14 protein-coding genes are annotated in these 21,146 nt (G+C 61.2%); 7 read left to right on the forward strand and 7 right to left on the reverse strand.

What is annotated here, in order from left to right:
* The first annotated feature begins 278 nt into the window (after positions 1-278).
* Positions 279-896, forward strand: coding sequence for a sulfite oxidase-like oxidoreductase (locus BGC09_RS10550; RefSeq protein WP_084658387.1), 618 nt, complete (start codon positions 279-281; stop codon positions 894-896).
* Between the two features lie 146 nt (positions 897-1,042).
* Here the strand turns inward: BGC09_RS10550 and BGC09_RS10555 are convergent, their stop codons facing one another.
* From BGC09_RS10555 to BGC09_RS10590, 6 genes are all read right to left on the reverse strand, one after another.
* Positions 1,043-1,852 carry a hypothetical protein gene (locus BGC09_RS10555; protein ID WP_141727732.1) on the reverse strand — a complete coding sequence of 270 codons (810 nt, stop codon included), beginning with the start codon at positions 1,850-1,852 and terminating at the stop codon, positions 1,043-1,045.
* A 218-nt stretch (positions 1,853-2,070) separates the two neighbouring features.
* A complete protein-coding gene (locus BGC09_RS10560; protein WP_069803970.1) occupies positions 2,071-3,534 on the reverse strand; it encodes a SpoVR family protein in 1,464 nt (487 codons plus the stop codon).
* 25 nt (positions 3,535-3,559) lie between these two features.
* Positions 3,560-4,708, reverse strand: a complete 1,149-nt coding sequence (gene yhbH, locus BGC09_RS10565; RefSeq protein ID WP_052890013.1) for a sporulation protein YhbH — start codon at positions 4,706-4,708, stop codon at positions 3,560-3,562.
* Positions 4,709-5,001: 293 nt separating this feature from the next.
* On the reverse strand, positions 5,002-6,897 hold the full coding sequence (locus tag BGC09_RS10575) for a PrkA family serine protein kinase (RefSeq protein ID WP_069803972.1): 1,896 nt from the start codon (positions 6,895-6,897) through the stop codon (positions 5,002-5,004).
* 850 nt (positions 6,898-7,747) lie between these two features.
* Complete coding sequence (locus BGC09_RS10585) at positions 7,748-9,193, reverse strand: sensor histidine kinase (RefSeq protein ID WP_069803974.1); 1,446 nt, start codon at positions 9,191-9,193, stop codon at positions 7,748-7,750.
* 284 nt (positions 9,194-9,477) lie between these two features.
* Positions 9,478-10,350, reverse strand: coding sequence for an SAM hydrolase/SAM-dependent halogenase family protein (locus tag BGC09_RS10590; protein ID WP_218104015.1), 873 nt, complete (start codon positions 10,348-10,350; stop codon positions 9,478-9,480).
* Positions 10,351-10,786: 436 nt separating this feature from the next.
* Here BGC09_RS10590 and BGC09_RS10595 point away from each other — a divergent pair, with 436 nt between their 5' ends.
* The 5 genes from BGC09_RS10595 (at position 10,787) to BGC09_RS10615 (ending at position 16,577) form a co-directional block, all read left to right on the forward strand.
* Positions 10,787-13,132 carry a hypothetical protein gene (locus BGC09_RS10595; RefSeq protein ID WP_069803975.1) on the forward strand — a complete coding sequence of 782 codons (2,346 nt, stop codon included), beginning with the start codon at positions 10,787-10,789 and terminating at the stop codon, positions 13,130-13,132.
* Between the two features lie 292 nt (positions 13,133-13,424).
* The gene (locus BGC09_RS10600; RefSeq protein ID WP_069803976.1) at positions 13,425-14,012 is read left to right on the forward strand and encodes a hypothetical protein; all 588 of its coding nucleotides are present in this window, start codon (positions 13,425-13,427) and stop codon (positions 14,010-14,012) included.
* A 263-nt stretch (positions 14,013-14,275) separates the two neighbouring features.
* Positions 14,276-14,584 carry an ATP-dependent Clp protease adaptor ClpS gene (locus tag BGC09_RS10605; RefSeq protein ID WP_081838886.1) on the forward strand — a complete coding sequence of 103 codons (309 nt, stop codon included), beginning with the start codon at positions 14,276-14,278 and terminating at the stop codon, positions 14,582-14,584.
* A gap of 350 nt (positions 14,585-14,934) precedes the next feature.
* Complete coding sequence (locus BGC09_RS10610) at positions 14,935-15,501, forward strand: universal stress protein (RefSeq protein ID WP_069803977.1); 567 nt, start codon at positions 14,935-14,937, stop codon at positions 15,499-15,501.
* A 470-nt stretch (positions 15,502-15,971) separates the two neighbouring features.
* Complete coding sequence (locus BGC09_RS10615) at positions 15,972-16,577, forward strand: GAF domain-containing protein (protein ID WP_069803978.1); 606 nt, start codon at positions 15,972-15,974, stop codon at positions 16,575-16,577.
* A gap of 109 nt (positions 16,578-16,686) precedes the next feature.
* On the opposite strand, the gene BGC09_RS10620 is transcribed toward BGC09_RS10615, so the two are convergent.
* Positions 16,687-17,862 carry a DUF711 family protein gene (locus BGC09_RS10620; protein WP_069803979.1) on the reverse strand — a complete coding sequence of 392 codons (1,176 nt, stop codon included), beginning with the start codon at positions 17,860-17,862 and terminating at the stop codon, positions 16,687-16,689.
* 158 nt (positions 17,863-18,020) lie between these two features.
* On the opposite strand from BGC09_RS10620, the gene BGC09_RS10625 reads away from it, so the two are divergent.
* Positions 18,021-21,143: an AAA domain-containing protein gene (locus tag BGC09_RS10625; RefSeq protein WP_084658389.1), complete on the forward strand. Its 3,123-nt coding sequence runs from the start codon at positions 18,021-18,023 to the stop codon at positions 21,141-21,143.
* The last annotated feature ends 3 nt before the right edge of the window (positions 21,144-21,146 follow it).

Genomic DNA, 21,146 nt, shown 5'->3' on the forward strand with positions numbered 1-21,146 from the left:
CCACCCCTGTCTCCGGCCATCCTATCTATCCTGCTTCATTCCTCCGTGGTCTGGTCCTCACCAGGCCGGCACCCTCGCTTGTACAGCTGCCCCTCTATTGTAGTGCCTGCTAGAATAAAGCACAACACCCGCCCATCAGCAGTCCTCTGGAGTCCCTCACCAGCCCAGGGGAATTTTCCTCTGGGCGAGACTGTTATGACTGTTGTAACATACTGTCTGCCTGACCTTTGCCAGCTATTGCTCACCTGGAGATTACCAGGCACAAGGAGTCAAGCCGCATGAGTCTGTTTAAACGACAGGCATCCGAAACAGCAACCAATCCCACCGCCAAAGAAGGGATGGGAGCAGACCGGCTGCCGCCCGGCCAGTATCTGACCAAGAAATGGCCTGTACTGAGCTACGAGCGCACGCCGAGCTTCCCGCCCGACTGGCGACTCAAGATCACCGGCGAGGTCGAACATCCTCTTGAACTGACCTGGGAAGAATTCCTCGCGCTACCACGGGTGACCATTACCACCGATATCCATTGCGTCACCACCTGGAGCCGTTTCGATAACACCTGGGAAGGCGTCCACATCCGCGAGCTTCTCAAGCGCGCCCGCCCGCTGCCGAGCGCCAGGTACGTCATGGCCCATTCCTGGACCGGCTATACGACCAATATGCCGCTCTCCAGCCTGGACGACGATGACGTGCTGATCGCTATCAAGCACGATGGCAAAGACCTGGAGCCGGAGCACGGCGGCCCGGTGCGCCTGGTCGTACCCAAGCTCTACTTCTATAAGAGCGCCAAGTGGCTCGACGGACTGGAGTTCATGGCTGAGGACCGCCCGGGCTTCTGGGAGATGCGCGGCTACCACAACCGCGGCGACCCGTGGCAGGAAGAACGCTACTGGTAGTTGCTTGTAGTTGCCTGCCCTTTCGCTAGCAGGCAACAGAAAACAGACCGCGCGCCGGTCGCCCCGCCCCATCATTGCCGAAGCTTGACCTCAGCAAGGCTGGCCGGAGCACCGGCGCGGCGCAGTACGTCGATTGAGACAGAGCGCTAGGAGCGGTTCCTGCGCAGCATGTTAATCACGACCGCGATCAAACTATAGAGCGAGTCGCCAGCTCCGTAAAGACAGCGCTTTCTGGCCTTACCGCGTGGGTTCATCTTCCCTCCACTGCCACTCTCTGGGGTGAGGCTTCCCTCAAACGCCAGCGGATGAGCCTCATCCGCCTTATCATCGCTCCAGTGCAGCTCAGGAAAGGTGCGCACAGCCACCTCAGCCGTATAGTCACCACAGGCGATCAGCGTCGCCGGCGAGAGGACCCGAAAGCGCCATTCCGGCTCCACCTCCTCCATCAGGAGCAGCTCGTCCAGCTTCTTCACGCTCTCAAAGGAGCCATCCAGATCGAGGCCGAGCGCAGTACGCGCAGCTTCCATGAGGACGTTCATATTGTGCACTGCGACGCTGGTGTGCTCATCGTGAGGAAGGCGGGGATCACGAGGATCGACTCGCCGCACCAGCTCCTCCTGGAGCGCCCGATAGCCCTCATCCAGCTCCCAGCTGAGGGGAAAGGGCTGGGACCAGTCCCCAGCACTCTGAACGAAGCCATTCTCCTGCAGCACCTCCTCCTGAGCAGGGGTCAGTCGATCCTCCTCTCGATGCACAATGCGCAGAGAGATCCCCTTGGGCAACCCCTCCCTATAGAGCATCTCATTGCTCACTGCGCTCCAGCGAGCACGATCGATCACCTGCCGGAGTCCCTCGGCGAAGGCTGGCGCATCCTCCTGCTGCGGTTCATAGTAGATGCCAATCAACTGCCACAACCCGGCCTCTTGAGCGATGAACATGTTTGCGGTAAACGGCATACACTCCTCCCTGGAAGATATCAGCGATCTCGACCAGGAGCGACAAAGAGGAGCGCCCGCCAGTGGTCCGTTTTTACCCCTCAAGTACCTGGAGGAAATGCAGGAATAGGTAACCCAAGGCCATATTTTAGAGCAGATCACCCAAAAAGACAAGTGGCGCGGCGGCCAGGCAGAAGCAGCCAGCTACCGCGCCAGTCCATAGGGGTCCGAGCCAGCCATCAGCGCTCAAGCGTCGTCTTACTACTGCGCTCCCCATCGTAAGAGAGCAGAATGCGCTTGCCATCGTAGACTGTCTCCAGATGCACCGGGCGGCCCCAGAGCTGATAGACATACTGCAGCGTTCTCTCAGCATAGACCAGGTCAAGGTCCTGGCCCTCGTGCAGATGACGCAGGTATAGCTCACGGTTGCCCCGATAGTCGCCGTCGTCGACCACAATATAGGGGAAGCCAAAGTTGGTCATGCTGGCCACGATGCCGTCGCGCACCTTCTCCCAGTTCTTTTCTACAATCACCCACTCATCGCCTTCCTTTTTATACAGGTAAAGATCCAGCTCCTCAACCAGATCCTTGGTCAGATAGTTGCGCAAGAAGGAGACATCGTTATCCAGCTCGCGAACCTCAAAGATCTTCTGGCGACCCATGCCCGGCTTGCGCCCCAGGCGCTCCTGCTCCTCCCTGGTTGGGCTATCCCAGCGGCGCTCGATATCCTCGAAAATCTTGTAGCCCAGATAGTAAGGATTGAGCGAGGTGCGCGAAGGCGAAAGGACGCTCGCGTGCATGCGCGCAAACTCCACCGTCTCGGCATCGGAGATAATGCCGCGATCGGCCATTTCGCGCATGATGCGCGAATGCCAGATAGAGGCCCAGCCCTCGTTCATGACCTTGGTTTGCATCTGGGGCACAAAGTACAAGAACTCCTGGCGCACAATCTCGATCACATCGCGCTGCCACGGCTCCAGAATAGGCGAATGGCGGATCAAAAAGAGCAGGAGATCCTTCTGAGGCTTCTCAGGGAACTTTGGAGGACGGCCCCGGCGGCGCTCACGCTCCTCCTCGGCGCGACGCTCCTTCGCCTCGCGATCCAGTGCCCAGAGATCATCGTACTCCGTCGAGGGCCGCGTGCGAGACTCCTCACCTCGTCTGAGCTGCTCCTCTTCCTCCTCGTCGTCCTCGCCTCTCAAGAAGAGATGGTAGTCAACATGCTCCTGAATCGAGAGCACGGCGTCGAGAAAGTGCTCCACCTCCAGCTTGCCGTGATCGAACTCATACCTGGCAATGCGCTCGGCATTGAGGCTGGCGCGTTCGATCATCCGGCGCGACGTATGCTGGAAGTAGACATTATTCTTAAAGAAATCGGTATGCCCGAAGACATGCGCCGCCACGAAGGTATTCTGGAGCAGATCATTCATCTCCATCAGGAAGGCGTAGCTCGGGTTCGTGTTGACCACCATCTCATAGATCTTGCTCAGCCCCAGGTCATAGAGCATCTTCTGACGGTAGTAGGCCTTCCCGTGAGTCCAGTGGCTGAAGCGGCCCGGCAGGCTGTAGGAAGCGAACTCGTACATGATGGTCGCCGGGACCAGCTCGAAATGAGTCGGGAAGGGGTCCAGCCCGAACTCATGGGCAATATCCCAGGCATAGCCAATGCGATCACGCAGGCGCTCCAGATCGGTCTCCGCCATAGGCATCTCTCCCTTGCCGTTACACTTATCTGCCAGCAGGCACAGCGTCGCCGCGGCGCGCGAAGAACTTGCGCAGCGCCGGATAGACTTCCTTCTTATCCGAGATCGTCACTGCCACAAACTTCTTGTCCGTGATACGGCTATAGGCCGACATCAACGTACTGGGAGAGCGATAGTGACCCTCGCGGATCTCACCATAGCCGAAGATATTGCACAGCTCGATGAGCTGCTGCACCAACTGCACGCAGCGATCATTATCCCAGGGAAGGTTGTCGCCATCCGAGAAATGGAAGGGGTAGATATTCCAGTCGTGGGGATTAAAGCGCTCCTTGATGATTTGTAGCGCCAGCTCATAGGCCGACGAAACCTGCGTGCCGCCGCTCTCGCCCTTGTGGAAAAACTCCTCTTCCGTGACCTCCTTGGCCTCGGTGTGGTGGCTGATGAAAACAATATGGACGTTATTATACTTCGTTCGCAGGAAGCGCACCATCCAGAAGTAGAAGCTTCTGGCGATATACTTCTCAAACTCCCCCATCGAGCCGGAGACATCCATCATGGCAATCACCACGGCGTTCGACTCGTAGCGGATGGTCGGCTCCCAGACCTTGAAGCGCAGATCCTCGTTCTTGATGTCCTTAAAGCGCGGCTCGCCCTTGGCGGCATTGCGCTTCATATTCTCCAGAATGGTGCGCTTCTTATCAAGATTGGTCAGCGGGCCATGCTTGCGGATATCGGTAAAGCGCACGGCATCGGTCTGCAGCTCCTGCTGGCGCTTCTGCTCCAGATTAGGAAGCTCCAGATCCTCGAAGATCAGCTCTGACAGCTCCTCCATGCTGATCTCGGCCTCGTAGTAGTCGTAGCCGGGATCTTTGCCGGCCTCGCCTTTCTTGCCGCGGCCCGCGCGTGGCTCCTGAGCAATCACATCGCCGACGCGGCTCTTGCCATCGCCCTGGCCCGCATGAGACTGGCGCCCGGGATCATAGCGGAAGCGGTACTCCTCCAGCGAGCGGATCGGCACGCGGACCGTCTTCTTGCCATCGGAGAGAATGATACTCTCTTCGCTGACAATCTCCTGCAGATTCTTTTTAATAGCCTCGCGAATCTTCTCCTTGTGGCGCTCCTGGTCAATCTGCCCCTTGCGGTGCAGCGACCAATCGTGCTGCGAGACGGACATAGCGTACACTCCTTCCTGGCTGGAAGCGCAGCGAAAAGAGAACAGGGGATGAACCACCGGCCCAGCTCCTCACCCCCACACCCTGGGCCTGGGCCGGCCTCTGCTTTCGCTGCAGCTGCTCTGGTCAGCCTGGTCAGCCTGCCAGAGTCAGCCGATCGGCAAGCGAACAAGAGCCGGGCAGGAGAGTGGCGCGGCTCGATCGGCTGGCTGCTCAGCGCTGTGGCTGGCCACGGCCACGCCAGGGCCTGGGTAGTTCGGCAGCGCGGCTGGTTCACCCCCTGGAAAACTATTCCTTAGCGATTCAACAGGCTTCCGACGTAGCGCAAGATCTCATTGGCGCAGACATGGCAGTAGCCATGCTCCGTCATCAGACGATCAACCACCTCATTAATCTTACGCAGCTGCTCCTTATCAGGCGTGCGCGTCGAGGTTGTGATCTTGACAACATCGCGCAGATCGGCGAAGAGCTTCTTCTCGATGGCTTCCTTCAAGCGCTCATGGCTGGTATAGTCAAAGGTCAGCCCCTTGCGCGCCAGCGACGAAATGCGGATCAGAATCTCCTCACGGAAGGCCCGCTTGGCGTTCTCCGTGATGCCGATCTGCTCCTCGATCGAGCGCATCAGCTGCTCATCGGGATCGATCTCCTCATCGGTGATGGGATCGCGCAGCTTCGTCTTATTGCAATAGGCCTCGACGTTGTCCAGGTAGTTATTGAGCAGCGTGCGCGCCGCCTCCTCATAGGAATAGACGAAGGCGCGCTGCACCTCCTTCTTGGCCAGCTCGTCGTACTCCTTGCGCGCCTCACTGATAAAGTTGAGGTAGCGCTCGCGCTCCTCGCGTGTAATGCTTGTATGCTGATCAAGGCCATCGCGCAGAGCACGCAGAGCATCGATCGGATTGATGCAGGTCACATTCTGACGCACCAGAGCATTCGAGAGACGGTTAATGACATAGCGCGGCGAGATGCCGTCCATGCCCTCGCGCTGGGCCTCCTCCTGCAGCTCGCGGACATCCTTCTGCTTGAAGTCCTCGATGTCCTCACCGTCGTAGAGGCGCAGCTTCTTCATCAGGCTCATACCAGCCTTCTTCGATGGCTCCAGGCGCGTCAGGACAGCAAAGATGCTGGCAATACGCAGCGTGTACGGGGCAATATGCACGTTACGCAGGGCGCTCTGCTTGAGGAGCTTCTCGTAGATCTTGATCTCATCGGAGACGCGCAGGTTGTAGGGCACCTTCACCAGAATGATGCGGTCCTGCAGCGCCTCAGACTTCTTGTTGCCGACGAAAGCCTGATACTCATGCTCATTGGTATGGCTGACTACCACCTCGTCGGCATAGATCATACTAAAGCGGCCCGTCTTGATATTCTGCTCCTGACTGAGGGTGAGCAGCACATACAGGAACTTCTCATCGACCTTGAGCATCTCGATGAATTCCATCAGGCCGCGATTAGCAACGTTCAATTCGCCGTCGAAGCGGTAGGCGCGGGGATCGCTCTCGACACCAACCTCACCGATCGTCGAGAGGTCGATGCCGCCAACCAACTCGCTGATGTCCTGGCTCTTGGGGTCTGATGGGGTAAACGTGCCGATGCCGACGCGATACTTCTCGCTAAAGGCGATGCGCTGGACGGGGACATCTTCAATGCGCCCGTGATACTCGTTATCGAGCATGTAACGGCAGCGCGGGCACAGATCGCCCTCGATGTAGAGGCCAAACTCCTTCTCGATATCGGGGCGCAGCTCCTGGGGGATGAGATGCAAAGGCTCCTCATGCATCGGGCAACCTTTGATCGCGTAGACGGCGCCGGCCTCGGTGCGCGTGTAGGCTTCCAGGCCCCGCTTGAGCAACTGCACAATGGTCGACTTGCCGCCTCCAACTGGCCCCATCAGCAGCAGAATGCGCTTGCGCACCTCCAGGCGCTGGGCTGCCGAATGGAAGTAGTCGACGATCTGCTGCAGCGCCTTCTCGATGCCGAAAATCTCCTGGCTGAAGAAGTTGTACCGCAGTTCGCCGTTGCGCGTAGTCTCGACACCCGCCTCCATGATCATGTCGTAAATGCGCTCATGCGAGAGGCGGGCGACTTTCGGCCTCTTACACGCGATCTCAAAGTATTGGGCGAACGTCCCCTCCCACGCAAGTGCTCGCTCTCGGTCCCGATATTCCTCTAACCGCTTCACCAGGTCCATAGGTTACCCTTTCTTCTTCTGTCTGCTAGGCTGCCGGCCAGTTCTGCAGGCGGGACGCTTCGCCTCAGACCAGCGCCGGCGGGACGGGAAGAACGCTTACTGACTGTTACACCGGGTGTACGCCTTTGCCGAGGTTCCTTTCCTTCTATGCCTGCTATGACTACAATGACTGCTGCTCCTTCCGGCGCGAAAAACAGGTAAACTATGATATCAAAGGGCTGGTTTTCCGCTCGATCTGCATGCCAAGCTAGAGAACCAGCCCTTTCTACGTTGCAACATGCGATATGACTGTACTTGCTGCCTGCATCTTCTGCTCGCTCTCCTTCCGCTTCTCCTCTCGCCTGCCTTCAATACCCTCTCGCGGCTTGCCAAGCTGCAGCGAAGATGGGCCGCTGAACGTCTGGCCCTCGGGCCGCGTGGAGCAAGTGCTCTCCCTGCTTTTTGTTCTCTCCCCTCCTTCTCCTTGCCCCTGCGCTCCCCCCGAGAGGTCCCACTTGTTCCCCCTGCAGGGGATACCGTGTCTGGTTGAATGTCATATGTTGCTTGATTCGGACGTGTTCCAGAGTAAACAGTAACGGTAATCGTAGCATACAGTACAGACCGGCCCCTGTCAAGTGGCGACCGCCGCTTTTCAGCATCCCCCATCTGGGTCATCTCCTGGCTGCTCCCTCAGCCTCGTCGCTGGCCAGTCTTCCCTGCATGCACCTGGCTGGCTGGCTGGCCCACGCCGGTTCTTTCTTTCGACAGGGGGCGAAAGCGGCAAACCGTTCCGGTGGAGGTGGCGAAGGCGATAGCCGCAGAGCGCTGGCTGCCGAGGCCGTGTCGGGCCTCTCTAAGCGGGCAGGGCCAGCTATCTGTCTACTTCTTCATGCTCTTCACGGGCGCGATCACGCGCGGTGTCACGCGGGGCTTCGATGAGGGGGATGCTGACGTGGAGGCGACAGCCACCGTCGGCGGGACAACTGAGATGCAACTCGCCCCCTAGCTCGTGCACGCGCTCACGCATGCCGATCAGGCCGTAATGGCCCGGCCCCGAACCGGCGTCCGTGAGCGGAACGAAAAGGCTGTCGCTGGCAACGGGAGCCTCGTCTCGGCTGCAGGCCGCGAGCTGGGCCTGCACCTCCAGCGGCAGACCAACGCCGTTGTCGGCAAGGGTGAGCTGAAGCCGGCCAGCTTCTGTGCGCAACCGCAGCCAGACCCGTGTGGCCTGGGCATGCTTCTCGATGTTGGTGAGGGCCTCTTGAATGATTTTGAGCAGGGTCTCAATGATTTTGAGCAGGGCCTCTTGCCGGTCACCGGGCAGATGCTCCAACTCGGGGGGAAGGTCTAGCTCCAGGCTCCACCCGCAGCGCGCCGCCCGACGCTGGGCAATGGAGGTAATCGCTTGCCGGAGGGAGCCTTGCAGCAGCACAGGTGAACGCAGATTCGCGATGGAGGCCCGTAGCCCGCTCATGGCCTCGCGCGTGACTTGCAGCGTCTCGACAATCTCCCGCTCACAGCGCTGCGGGTCCCGACCGACAAGGCGACGCAGTACCTCTAGCTTGACACTGACCAGGGTAAGGGCATGACCAAGAGTGTCATGCATTTCGCGCGCCAGGCGCGTGCGCTCGCGCAGGACGGCCAGCTCCTGTTCCTGAGCCGCCGAGAGCGCCAGACGCTGATGGGCCTCCTCCAGTTCACTATGGGCCTGGGCCAATTCCTGTAAAAGGCGCGCATTGCGTTCCTGTTCTCTGAAGAGACGGGCAATGGTAAGGGCCGAGATAACCGCAGAGCTGAGCGAGAGAAGCAGTCCCCCTAGCACACCCAGATCATTCAGCTCCAGAGGCCAGTGGAAGACCCCGCTGAGCAGCAGGAAGGTCAGGAGCGAGCAGAGTAGCGGCCAGACGAGGAAAGGCAGTTCAAAGATGGAGAAGCAGAGACCAAAGACAAGCCAGTAGTCCCAGGCCAGACCGCGGTCAATGCAGGCCAGCGCCAGACAGATGAGATAGCAGCAGGCCCAGAGGATCAGGGCATAGGGACGAGCTGGAGGCCAGCGACGCTCTAGCCGTAGCCACATACGCCCAAAGTGGAAACCCTGTACGAGGAGCAAGAGTAACGAGAGCAGGATAATAGTCACAGCCCGCCAGTCATGAAAGTAACTGGGAGAAGCGCTAAGTACTATATAGTCAGCGATGGTCAGGGCAACGATATAAAAGAGGAGCCATTGCAGGCCGAACAGGCGCAGACGACGGTGAAATCGCTGCTCAGCCTCGCTGGCAGCCGCCATGTGCTCCTCACTCTTCTCGACAGCGGTCATGGTCTTCACCTGCTCTCCTCTCCAGAGCCTGCCTGGCCTGCTTGCTGAGGATTTCCTGACGATGCCACTGGCGCTTCGTCGCTCCACACCGCACCTTGCTGGTAGCGGCAGAGCTAGATGGGCTGTCGACCCATCCGTCTTGAACCTGCAGCCGAAACGGATGGCCGCAGCGACACGACGGGATGGGTCGACCCGCGTTCTCTGTTCGCGTTGTCAGTCCCTGTCTACAAGGATCAGTATAATCGCTGGGACTGACAGGCGCCAGTGCCGAAAGAACGAAAGAACTAGGCTTCCTCTATGACTAAAGTCACGGCTTCCCCTACGGAGATACCCAGGGCGGCAGCGGCGTTGCCATTGCGAATGGCCACCCCCACATAGCCGGCGCTGTCGCTGTAGATGAAGGGTTCGCCTTCGCCAGCCTCTCCGGCAAAGAAGGGCTGCCGCCGCTCGATGGTCAGGCGACGCCCGGGTATGAGCAGGCGCACACGCGGGGCAGTGAAGAGGTCAGGCACGAGGGTCAGGGGAATGCTCGTCACCAGGTTGCCAAAGTGGTCGATGTAGATGACGCTGGACTCGATGCTCCCTCCCTCGCGCCGCGGCTGGCTGAGATCAAGGCGCTGCAACGAGCCAGGATCAAGGATAGTGCCGAGGTCCGCGAGCGGCACCCCACGTGCCAGATGGGCCGCCGCCGGCGCAAAGATGTCTCGCCCGTGGAAGGTCGTGCTGACCACCGGCAGACGATAGGCCGGGTTCTCCAGAGCCACTGCCCGACGCAGCGGCTGCTCGGCCAGCACATAGCTGAAGAGACCATTGTCCGGCCCAACAAAGAACCAGTCGCCGGCTTCCAGCACAATGGCCCGACGCCGGCTCCCAACCCCTGGGTCCACAACACAGAGAAAAATACTGCCCGCCGGAAAATAGCGATAGGCGGTTGAAAGCAACCAGGCCCCAGCCGCGACGTTCTGGGGCGCAATGTCATGGCTGATGTCTATTAACTGCGCCTGCGGGACAATGCTGGCAATGACTCCCTTCATGATGCCCACAAAGCCGTCGCGCAGGCCAAAGTCGGTCATGAGGGCAATGACAGGAATGGATCGGCGAACGGCGGCCTGCTCGTGAGCGCTGGCCGCCTGGGGCTGCTCTTCTTTTTGCACCATGATGGCTTCTCTCTTCGCTTCGTTTCAGCCGGCCCCACAGAGAAGGCCGGGCCTTTTCTTCTTTCTGTGTAGTCGCTGGCGAACACCCTGTCAAGAGGGCTCAAGAGGGCAGGCCAGCGAATCGCTCAATGGTACTGGCCAGCTACCCTTCTTTAGCCATTGTATGCTATACTAGCCACGATATAGAGCGGTCCTGACAAGAATACAGGTAGAATAGAAGAATAGTCCAGGCAATTTCAGTCTTTCTTGAGCCTGTTCTTTCTGCGCTACGAGCGGGTGGTCTGGGTATTCCCGGCCAAAACGCAGCTTTGCAGTGAAACATTCCCTATTTGATTCATTTGCACACGATCACTACAGACAGTCGAAACTCGATGGAAAAGGAGGCGGCGCTTCTTCCCCACGTCTGCAGTCAGGGAGATGCGCTCTGCATGAGCCGATGAATGTCAGTACCGGTGGCTCGCATATCCTTATTTTTGAACGCGATCAGCAACTTGCCGCCTTGCTCAGTAGCGAGCTGCAGCTGGCAGGCTATGAGTGCCATATAGCTCGCACGGCAGTGGAAGTCTTTGACGCGATTGCACGCCATCAGGTGCGGCTGGTCTTGGTCAACCTGGCCCAGGCGGCGGCAGGGCGCCGTGAGTTCTGGGTGGCGCTAGAGGCCCAGCGTCGGGGGCGCGGTGTCCTGGTGCTGACCTATCGCTGCACCAACCTGGCCGGCTACGGTCCGTATGATCCCGAGGAGCATCGGCAGAGCGTCGATGTGGAGGTTGATGGGATGCTCGGCATCATGCGTCTGGTCGAGGCGGTCCGGGCTCAGGTGCCTTTGCCGGCCACGGCCTCGCATCCCCAGGTACGCCTGGCCGATCTGCCAACGCAGGCGTCGCCCGCTCCTACCCTGACAAGTCTGCAGCAGACGGTTCCACACCCGGCAGTCTTTTCGCCAAGCCAGAGCCAGGTCAGCGAGCTTCAGCGGCAGTCATCGCCGGCTCCGTCGGCCTATGCGGCCAGCGCCCAAGCGGTCCCTTCTGTTCCCCCGCCGCCGACCTTCACCGATAAGATCCGGGCGGTGATCTACCCGGGCAGCCGCAGCTTTTCGCCGGCTCCGGCCTCTGCGCCCGCGCAGGAGGCTGCCTGGGGGGCAGCCTTCGGGGCAGACGGCTTCCAGGGTCCCGATGGGTTTGTGACCTCCGCCTCCCCTTCCTCAGCACGCATACCCGCCGTTTCGCCGGCGGCCAGTGCCGGCTCGCGCCAGCCGCCGCTCAACCAGGCTGGCCAGTTCTCGCCTGCCTCTCCCGCGGCTGCGTCTTCTCCAGCGCAGCCGCCATACTATCCTCCTTCGGCCCAGTCTGCGCCGCTGGAGTTCTATGCCCAGCAGCGATCTCAGCCGCTGGAGCCGTTCGTCCAGGAGTCGGCAGAGACCTTCTATCAGGCAACGCGCTCTCAGGCTTCGGGGCCTTTGCCCCAGCCCCAGGCGGCGCTTTCTGGCGAGCAAGTGCCTCCGCAGATGGCGCATCTTCCTTCTATGGCTCAGGTGAGTCCCGCGCCTTTCGCCTCGGCATCCCAGGCTGCAGCGCCAGCGCCAGCGCCAGTCTATCAGCCGGTCTTTCAGGAAAGCCCCTATCATCCCAATCAGGCCTATACCCAGTACGCGCCACCCGAGGAGAAAGGGGAGTCGAGCCTGGCGCAGCTGACGCGCCTGCTGCGCGAACGTTCCGCCCTCTCTGCTCCAGGAGAGCGTGGACCAGAGCCGGGCGAGGCGCAGATCCCACCTGGTGGAGCGGCAGCTCCAGCGGCCCCAGCCTCGCCTTCGCCGTTGAGTACAGCCTCGCTGCGAGCAGCGCCGATTCAGGGCTTGCAATCAGACCAGGAGCCTGATTATCGGCCCTCGCGCTCGGCGGAGTCTCATGCCGTGGCCCGCAGTCATCTGCAGGCCCTGGCGGGCGCCAGTCCGACCATTGGAGAGCTGTCGTCGCTGCGCATGGCCTCCCCATCTTCGGCGTCTGCCACGGCTGCGGCCCAGAGCCAGGCGGCAACTCAGCACCACACCGCTCAGGCCCGGGCTTATAGCGCTGAGCAGCCAGCGGTCGAACGGCGTCCGGCCTATAGCAGCCCCCATGAAGCCCGAGCAGAGGACCTCTCTCCCGGCCAGATACAGATACGGAACGCAGGGCCAGTCGAGCAAGCCGAACGGGAGGCGCCCGCCCCCCCCAGCCAGCCCCTGTCTGGTGACGACCTGGCCGCTACGGCTGACGAGGAGACCAAGAAGGAGATGATGCAGCATGCGGAGGCTGCCCCAGTCGAGACAGCGCGCCGCCTTTCGTTCGATCGCGAGTCGATCACGTCCGATACGACCTTGCTCGACATTGTGCAAAGCCTGCCGCCGATGGAGCCGCCTCCACAGCGGCAACAGCCGCAGTCGCCACCAGTTCTCAATGGACGGGCCACGCGCTCGCTTGGCAGCGTCCTGTTGGAGGGCCATCTGGTACCACCCGAGCGCCTGGAGGTAGCGCAGAACGTTCAACGCATGCTCCGCGGGGTCGATCTCAATTATCAGTTGGGGGAGATTTTGCTCATGTTCAAGCTGCTGACCCCCGATCAGCTGCTAGCGGCTAGCCTGGTGAGCTATGGTCTGCTCAATACGGCACAGATCCGCTCGCTGGGCCGCATCCGCCAGGAGCTGCATTCGATGGGTCTGGAATACGATCTGGAGAATTTGCTCATCCTTTTCCGCATCCTGACTCCCGAGCAGCTGCGCGAGGTGCGCGCCAGCTGGTCGTCATGAGCGCTTCCTGCTCCTGACCGGCGCTCTCCAGCAGGCGTGAGATTGATCAGCAACGACACAGACAACGCAAGAGGCCTGGCCCGCCAGCGCGGGCCTTCCTTATTTATCTTCACGCGCCGGGCCTGGTCCAACCACAACCAGACCCTCCTTGCCCTGGCTACGCTCTCTCCTGACCGTAGTGGGGCAAGGAGAGCAGGGTCGGTCGCTCGCCTTGCTACCTCCCGGCACGGAGATTGGCTATAATGTCTGGTGCTAAGAGAGCGCATTTCCATCCTTAGCAGGAGCCATTCTCATGCCACAACAACAGCAACAACAGCAACAGTTTGCCGACTACGATCTCCTCGCAGTGTTTAGCGATGAGGAGAAAGCCAGCACGGCTGAGGGGAAGCTGCGCCGGGAGGGTTTCAAGGATGAGGAGATTTATCGCCTGAGCGCCGGGGCAGTCAAAGGCGGAGAGTTCCGCGATCATGGTCCACGCCAGGATCGCAGCGCTTTCTTCTTGCAGACGACGCGCAGCGGTCCCGCGCCGGCACTGCTGCTGGTACTGGCACTGGTGGCGGGCCTGGTCATGGGCCTGCTGGGCTTTGCACTGGGCTTCGCCTTTCCCGCCTCTGAACACGGGCTGATTACGGTGATCGGGGTGGCAGTGGGCCTGGTCTGCGGCGTAGTGCTGGCCTTTGTCCGCGGGAGCCGGGTGCGCGGCGCGATCGGGCAGGACCTGTCACGCCTCCCCCAAACCACCGCTCCCACGCGCGAGGCACGGACAGTGATCGCTTTGCGCTTGCTCGATCCCGAGAATATCAGCCGTAAAACCCGGGCACGGGCGATCTTGCTCAATAACGGAGGCCGCATCGATCGTAGGGTGGGCCGCCGGGAGTGAGGAGCGGCGAGCCGGGCGCAATGGAGCGCTCTGCTCCCGCTTTTTTTCGCTCGCTAGCAGTGACGCAGCGCTCGCTGTAGTCTGCCCATTGAAGAACCTCATAGCAATAATGAGGCAGGTGAGGGTCTTACCACTCTGCTGGGCAAACACTGGTAATATCTTGGTTTCTCGATTAGAATTAGAATAGATTTACAGCAAAGTATTGGCAAGCGCCGGCGGCCCTGAGCAGAAGCCCAGGGATGCCCAGGCGGGAGAAAGAGCGTATGAAGGGGAACACTGTGCCACCAGCGAGACTGCAGGTTGATCTGGAGAAGCTCGCGCGCCTGCGCGACGCGCTCTTTCCACCGTATAAGGTCATTCTCTTCAACGACGATGAGAATACCATGGATTATGTGGTTGCTGCCCTACTGCATGCCGTCAATAGCCTGACGCTGCCAGAGGCAGAGCGCATCATGCTGACAGCCCACGTGACTGGGAGCGCCGTGGTTGTGGTCTGTCCCAAGGAGCTGGCCGAGTACTATCAGGAGCGCCTGCTCAGCTACGGCCTGACAGCTACGATCGAGCCGGATTAGCCACCGGCTGGGTCCCTTGGGCTAGCCGCCTACTCCGCGGGAAGCTTCCTGGTCCAACCCGCTGGCCCACTCGTTGCTGACCGGGTTGGCCGGACCGGTGGTTCTGGCTGCAGAGTGATCGCGCTGGTCGCCCAAAGAGAGTAAGGACTGGCAGCAGGCTTGCTAAATAGCGCTCACTACCATTGACGCTGCCAGTCTCTTCCACTTAGAATCTGTAGAAGGGCCTGCAGGGATGCAGCAAGTAGGCTCTTTCAGGCGTATGCAGAGGCGCAACGCGCAGAGCCTGCAAGAGATCCGAACGAAGATGATGCTGTTTTGTCAGATTCGAGATCGAGAAGAGGGGAGACACTATGGTTCACCTATGGCGCTCAAGAACGAAGGAGGAGGCCGAGACCACCAAGGCGCCCGGGGTCGGAGCCACCGGCGATATCGCGGTGATTGTCGAGGGGAAGAAACTGGATACGGAACTGGTCAGGTTGGCTTGCCTGATGGCCAAGCGCGCCAAACGCAAGGTTCACCTGGTCCACATCATCGAAGTTCCTCGTACCCTCCCCCTCAAGGCTGTCCTCACAGAGAAGTCGAATGCCGCTAATAAGCTGCTCTCCGAGGCCATTGCCATTGCTGAAGAGGCCGGCTGCGATGCTGTCGCCGAGATTGTCCAGGCCCGCGATGCCGGCCCGGCGATTGTGGATGAGGCCCGCGATCATGGCTGCGCTCTGATTATGCTAGGGTTGGTGCGTAGCCACCGCTCCCAGAATCATCTGGGCAAGACGATCCCGTATGTGTTGCTCAATGCCCCCTGCCGGGTCTGGGTGATCCAGGACCCCAATGGCACGGCTGCCGCCGGTACACCCAGTACACCCGCGACCGCCGCCACGAGCAATAGCAGCAGCGATGCTAGCGCCTCAAAAGCATGATGATAGATTGGTATTCATGCCACATACACATACTACTCTAGCCGCCTATGACTGCTTCAGGATACGCTGAATACGGGTGAGGCGCACCCCACACGCTAGCTAGACGTCTACGCCAGACTGCTACCAACATAGCCAGACGCTAGACGCCAGAGACCAGGCTCAGTCTGGCCAGACCGTGAGAGGCTCTCGCCCCGGCGCGTGAGACCTGCGCCGCCACCGGGGACTTTGCTTCTCTCGCATTGCGTCGCAGCGCCTGGCCTTGCAGGTGCCTTCTGTTTTTCACGCATGGCGAACGCTCGCGATGGGTGAGGGCTGGCTTTTTCTCTTCTCTTTCGCTCGCTTGCTTTGATGGGTCAGCCTTTTTCTGATCGCTGCCAGCATGCTGATATGCTATAATTAAAGTGAGCGGAATTCTTCTTTTTGTTGACTCAACCGGCTATCACCAGCTCAATCCTGGGAGGAGTCTCGCCATGACGACTAACCCACAGAATGCAGGGCCTCCGCCACGCTCCCATAAGGATTACTATACCGCCCTTCATCAGGCTGCGCTGACCTTCTCGTCCAGCCTTGAGCTGGACGAGGTGCTCCACAGTGTGGCTAAAAGCATCGCCGAGGCGATGCAGGTGAAAGCCTGTGTGCTACGTCTGTTCAACAAGCGCACCGGTCAGCTTGAGATCAGTGCCTCCTATGGGCTGAGCAGCAACTACCTCGGCAAGGGCCCGGTAGATGTCTCTCATAGCCCTATTGATCATGAAGTGATCCAGAGCGGCAAGCCGGTCTTTATTCCCGATGTGCGCGTCGACTCCCGTTTTCAGTATCAGGAGGCCGCGCGGCGCGAGGGCCTGGTCTCGCTGCTCTGTGTTCCACTGGAGGTGCGTGGCGAGGTCATCGGCGTCTTGCGTGTCTATACTGCCGAGCCGGCGACCTTCCACGAGGATGATGTGCAGTTCCTGACTGTTCTCGCCAGTCTGGCCGCGCTCGCCATTGAGAACGCCAGACTGTACGAGAATCTGAAGAGTTCGTATGATGGCGTGATGGATGCTCTTTGGGGGAGCAGCCTCAGTCGTCAGCCATAAGCTGGCGCCGTGGTCGCCCCCTGTCCTCGACCTTGCCTTGCGCCTGCCTGTTTTTTGCTCCTTGCTTCCCTCTGCCTGATCCGGTTTCCGTTGTGTCGATTTGCCCACTTCAGCGGATACGTGTGTTGGTGAGATAGGGCGAGGTGAAGGTCGTGCGTTCTCCTGGCCGTTTGCCAGGTACAGGGAAGAGCCGCGCCGCCAGTGGCTTGCGCAGGCGTGTGGCCAGGGTAGCGACGTCGAGGAGGAGGCCGGCAATGGTCTGCTCTGAGCTGTCGCCCGGCAGAGGAATGGTGTCCAGTCCTGTGCCGCAGACAGCGGAGTAGAGTAGCAATTGATGAATGTGCAGGCGCCCCTCCTCCCAGCGTCGCCCTAAAAGGGCGTCCTCCAGTACAGGCAGCATGAGGCCACAGTAGCCACAGGTGGGCAAGGCAGTGCTTTGGAGACCACGGGTAATCGCGGCGGCGACGGTCAGAGTACCCGGATCACCGATGAGGCCGTAGCCACAGGCTTCGAGCGCGGGTACAATGCTCTCTTCGCCAAGAGGGGCAGGCGAGAGGTCAAGGCCATTGTAGTGGAGCTGGTGCTCGTCGCTGAGCACGCGCGCCAGGCCGGCCAGCGGTCCCAGTTGCTCTTCAAGTGTGCGACGAACAATGGCACTGATCGTTTCCGGGGCCAGGGGGTGGTGCGCTTCTGCTGCCGCGGCGCCAAGGGCCTGGCCAAGGAGAGGTGCGCCCTGAAGACCCAGGCCGAGGCTGGCTGGACCGCGATGGTAGGCGGCGGGGAAGAAGGGACAACCCGGTTCGACACAGGCCAGCGCGGCGAAGCGGAAGTTGCCATCGCCTTCGGGAGTCTCCCGGGCTAGACGGAGTATGAGGCGGGCTACGGCTGGAGCTGCGTCGTGACGCAGACCTTGCTCGCTACTGGCCAGCAGGACGCTGGCGCTGAAGGCCGGGCCAGCGCTGAGGAGGTCGACAAGCAGGGCCAGGCGCTCAAGCGGAAAGCCCGGCTCGACGGCAAGAGCGGGACCGAGCGAGCAAAAGACGATTTCTGACTCTGTGAGCATCTCTTGTAGCTCACGCCCGTAACGCTCGACGTCTTTGGCCGGCCAGGCGGCCAGGTCGCTGAGCAGCGGACGGGTGGCGAGGCGCTGCGTCTGCACCTCATAGCCCGCCTCGTGCAGACGAGCCGCGATGGCTCGCAGCTGCTGGGCCAGACGCCGCACAATGGCAGGCGTCAGCGGATGTGGCTCGGCTACGCCCAGGGTGATGGTGCGAATGGGGACCATTGTTGCTGACTCCTTTCCTCCCTCGTTGCTATCCGTATACAATATCTCAGGATACGCTATTTGGAGGCGGGCCGCCAGCAGACCAGCCCACGCCAGCGATGTCGCGCTCGCTGCCTTCGATGACAAGCTTGCAGGGAGAGAGGTGACAGCCAGGTGCTATGTCTATGACGTTAGAGACCGCCCAGCAGGCTGGCACCTGCTTTTTGTGCTCGCTTGCTGCCTTGACTCGCCCCTGCGCTGTTCCCCGCCTTGAAGGCTTTCTCCTTGCCGCCTGGGAACAACCGGCCAGCTCCGGTGAGCGCCTGCCCTGCCTGCTGTTGAAATGTACCGAGGGACTGGTCTCTCTCCAGTTGACCCGCGACTATCGGCGCCTGGTGCAGGAGCTGCGGGCCCGTGGGCGCCGGGCGCGCGGGCTACGGCTGCGGGCCTATCACCTGCCCACTCCGGCCCAGCCTACTGAGCAGCATGGGCGCCCCGTGCTTTCCTATCGTGCTGACCCCTGGACGCTGGTCGTGATCGAGCCGGATACGCTGCTCAATATTACGGACCTGCTTTACGCCGAATATTGTCCGCGTCAGTATCTGCTTCAGCGCCTGCTTCCCAGCGAGGCAACGCTGGAAACGTTGCGCGGCACGCTCGTCCATGCCTGCTTTAAGGAGCTGCTGAAGGCCCATGATCGCGGCTCGCTGACAGAGGAAAGCGGCCAGGCTCTGACGCTACTGCATCAGCAACTGCGTCGGGTCCTGGAACACAGTCGCCTTGAGCTGGCGCTCTTGAACCTTGCGCCAGAGCAGTTGGAAGCAGAGGTAGCTCCCCATTTGGAGAGCCTGGCGAACTGGTTCGAGCAGCAGCGCAGCACGCTATGGGATGTGCCTTTGCCGGCTGAGGGTCCAGCGGGTCCTGTGAGCAACCCGGGGGAGCACGGCGATCATCTGGTGCGCGCAGAAACGTTTCTGCTGGCGCCAGAGATCGGTCTGAAGGGGCGCTTAGATGTGCTTTGGCAGCAGGGAGGGCGACGGCGGTTGCTGGAGTTGAAGACGGGCGGCGCCTCGGGACCGCTGCCACGACGCAATCATCGCTGGCAGGTGCACGGCTATCACGCGCTCTTGACTGTCCGCCGCCAGGCTCGCACGCAGAAGGCCCTGGCGACCCTGCTCTATAGCGGCACACCCGGCGAGGCCCAGGCTTTTGGGATTCCTTTCTCGATCCGCGAGTTGCAGCAGGTGAATGAGCAGCGCAATCTGCTGGCGATCAGCCACGTCACTGGCGAGCCTTGCGCTCCGCCGGGGCCAGGGCGCTGCTCGAAATGTGCGCTGCGGGAGGAGTGCCGCCTCGTCTCCTGGCTGCTGGATTGGGAGCCGCCGGCGCTGGCTGCAACTTCGGACGCCACGCCTGCCTCCAACGCGCCCGCGCTGCCACCGCGAGCCGCCGGGCTTACGGAGAGTGACCGCGCTTTCTTCGCCCGCTACTACCGCCTGCTTCAGGCCGAGGGCCGGGCCAGCGAGCAGGAGCAGGCCCTGCTCTGGCAGGCACCGGTCGCTGAGCACGTGGCCCGCGGGATGGCGATCGCTGGACTGACCCCGCTGGAGCCACCTCAGCTCACAGAGCAAGGCGAGTGGGTGCAGCGCTTCCGCTGTGAGAATCGGTCGGAGCTGCGCAGCGGCGATGAGATCCTGCTCTGCGATGGCCACCCCCTGGATGGTGAGGTGGTCACGGGTACCGTTCTGGAGATCGGCGCCCGCGAGGTAACGGTCTGGACCCCCGAGCTGATCGCCCATCCTACCTTGATCGAGCGCCACGCCACAGATGTGGTTCATCTGCGCACGCTGCAGAATCTCTGGCGCTGGTTAGATGTGGAGCCGCGTCTGCGCGAGCTGGTCTATGGCCTGCGCCGTCCGCGCTTCAGCGATGAGCCGGTGACGTCGCGGGCAGACTTCAATCGCGAGCAGAATCTGGCAGTAGAGCGCGCACTTCAGATGCAGGATTATCTGCTAATCCACGGTCCTCCTGGCACGGGAAAGACCGCGGTCATTGCCGAGATTGTTAAACGGCTTTGTCAGCGCGGCGAACGGGTTCTGCTGGCAGCCTTTACGAACCAGGCGGTGGATAACATGCTGCTGCGTCTGGAGGCCGAGGGCTTCCATGATTACCTGCGCCTGGGACATGAGCGCAGCGTGGCCGAGGGCGTTCAAGACCATCTCTTGAAGCACCTGGCCCCGCTTTCGCCGGAGCCAGGAGAGGCAGCCACCGAGGAAGGGCGGGCCGACCTGGCCACCGCCAGACTGCGGGCCGCCCTGCGCATGCTGCCCGTGGTGGCCTCGACGACAGCCACCTGGTCATCTGAGCGCTATGCGCCCGCAGAGGCTCAGGGGAATGAGGCTGACTCGCTGCTGCGCTTCGATGTGGCCCTGATCGATGAGGCCGGCCAGTTGACGGTTCCTGCGCTGCTCGGAGCTTTGCGCTTTGCGCGACGCTTTATCCTGGTGGGCGACGAGAAGCAGTTGCCGCCGCTGGTGCTGAGCCGTGAGGCGGCGGAGGGCGGCCTGCGCGAGTCGCTGTTTAGCCTGCTGAAGCGCCGCGATGAGGAGTATCTGGCCAGGCACCCGGGAGCAGAGAGCGCCTGCGTGGCCCTGACAACCCAGTACCGCATGCATGAGCAGATCGCGGCCTTCCCTTCGCGCTATTTCTATGGGGGAGAGCTGCGCGCCCATCCGTCGGTGGCACGGCGTCAGCTCAGCTTAGGCGGGCCAGCGGCGCCACGTCTGGGCGAGCGGGCGGCCATCCTGCGTGCCTTGCGTCCCAGCCAGCCAGTAGTTTTTCTCGATGTGACCACTCCCGAGAGCGAGGCTCGCGTTAGCCAGGCTGAGGCTCGTCTGGTGCGCGAACTGGTCACGGCGCTGCTGGCGCGCGGAGTCGGTCCATCGCAGATCGGGATCATCGCGCCTTATCGCGCTCAGGTGGCGAACCTGCGCCGCCATCTGGTCTGGAAACAGTACGGCGCTCCCCATCCGGCTTTGACGATCGATACGGTCGATCGCTTTCAGGGTGGCGAGCGCGCAGCGATCATTATCTCGTTCGCCACCACGCAGCCGCCGCCGCCGGACAGCCTGCTCTATGAGTTTCTGACCGATGCCCACCGCCTCAATGTGGCCCTGACCCGCGCCCAGCGCAAACTGATTCTCGTGGGGCATGCTGCCGCACTGGAGGGGCTGCCGCTCCTGAGCGATCTACTGAGCTACTGCCGCGAGCTGGGGGCCTTTATCTCAACGGAAGAGGAGTAAGCC

This window comes from Thermogemmatispora onikobensis, from assembly GCF_001748285.1.
Lineage (GTDB): Bacteria > Chloroflexota > Ktedonobacteria > Ktedonobacterales > Ktedonobacteraceae > Thermogemmatispora > Thermogemmatispora onikobensis.

Bases quoted from the DNA above. Each gene is read 5' to 3' on its own strand.
- BGC09_RS10560 (WP_069803970.1), bottom strand. From the start codon at position 3,534: ATGGCGGAGACCGATCTGGAGCGCCTGCGTGATCGCATTGGCTATGCC.
- BGC09_RS10555 (WP_141727732.1), bottom strand. From the start codon at position 1,852: ATGCCGTTTACCGCAAACATGTTCATCGCTCAAGAGGCCGGGTTGTGG.
- BGC09_RS10610 (WP_069803977.1), top strand. From the start codon at position 14,935: ATGGTTCACCTATGGCGCTCAAGAACGAAGGAGGAGGCCGAGACCACC.
- BGC09_RS10605 (WP_081838886.1), top strand. From the start codon at position 14,276: ATGAAGGGGAACACTGTGCCACCAGCGAGACTGCAGGTTGATCTGGAG.
- BGC09_RS10590 (WP_218104015.1), bottom strand. From the start codon at position 10,350: ATGGTGCAAAAAGAAGAGCAGCCCCAGGCGGCCAGCGCTCACGAGCAG.
- BGC09_RS10615 (WP_069803978.1), top strand. From the start codon at position 15,972: ATGACGACTAACCCACAGAATGCAGGGCCTCCGCCACGCTCCCATAAG.
- BGC09_RS10575 (WP_069803972.1), bottom strand. From the start codon at position 6,897: ATGGACCTGGTGAAGCGGTTAGAGGAATATCGGGACCGAGAGCGAGCA.
- yhbH (WP_052890013.1), bottom strand. From the start codon at position 4,708: ATGTCCGTCTCGCAGCACGATTGGTCGCTGCACCGCAAGGGGCAGATT.
- BGC09_RS10625 (WP_084658389.1), top strand. From the start codon at position 18,021: ATGTCTATGACGTTAGAGACCGCCCAGCAGGCTGGCACCTGCTTTTTG.
- BGC09_RS10620 (WP_069803979.1), bottom strand. From the start codon at position 17,862: ATGGTCCCCATTCGCACCATCACCCTGGGCGTAGCCGAGCCACATCCG.
- BGC09_RS10585 (WP_069803974.1), bottom strand. From the start codon at position 9,193: ATGACCGCTGTCGAGAAGAGTGAGGAGCACATGGCGGCTGCCAGCGAG.
- BGC09_RS10550 (WP_084658387.1), top strand. From the start codon at position 279: ATGAGTCTGTTTAAACGACAGGCATCCGAAACAGCAACCAATCCCACC.
- BGC09_RS10600 (WP_069803976.1), top strand. From the start codon at position 13,425: ATGCCACAACAACAGCAACAACAGCAACAGTTTGCCGACTACGATCTC.
- BGC09_RS10595 (WP_069803975.1), top strand. From the start codon at position 10,787: ATGAATGTCAGTACCGGTGGCTCGCATATCCTTATTTTTGAACGCGAT.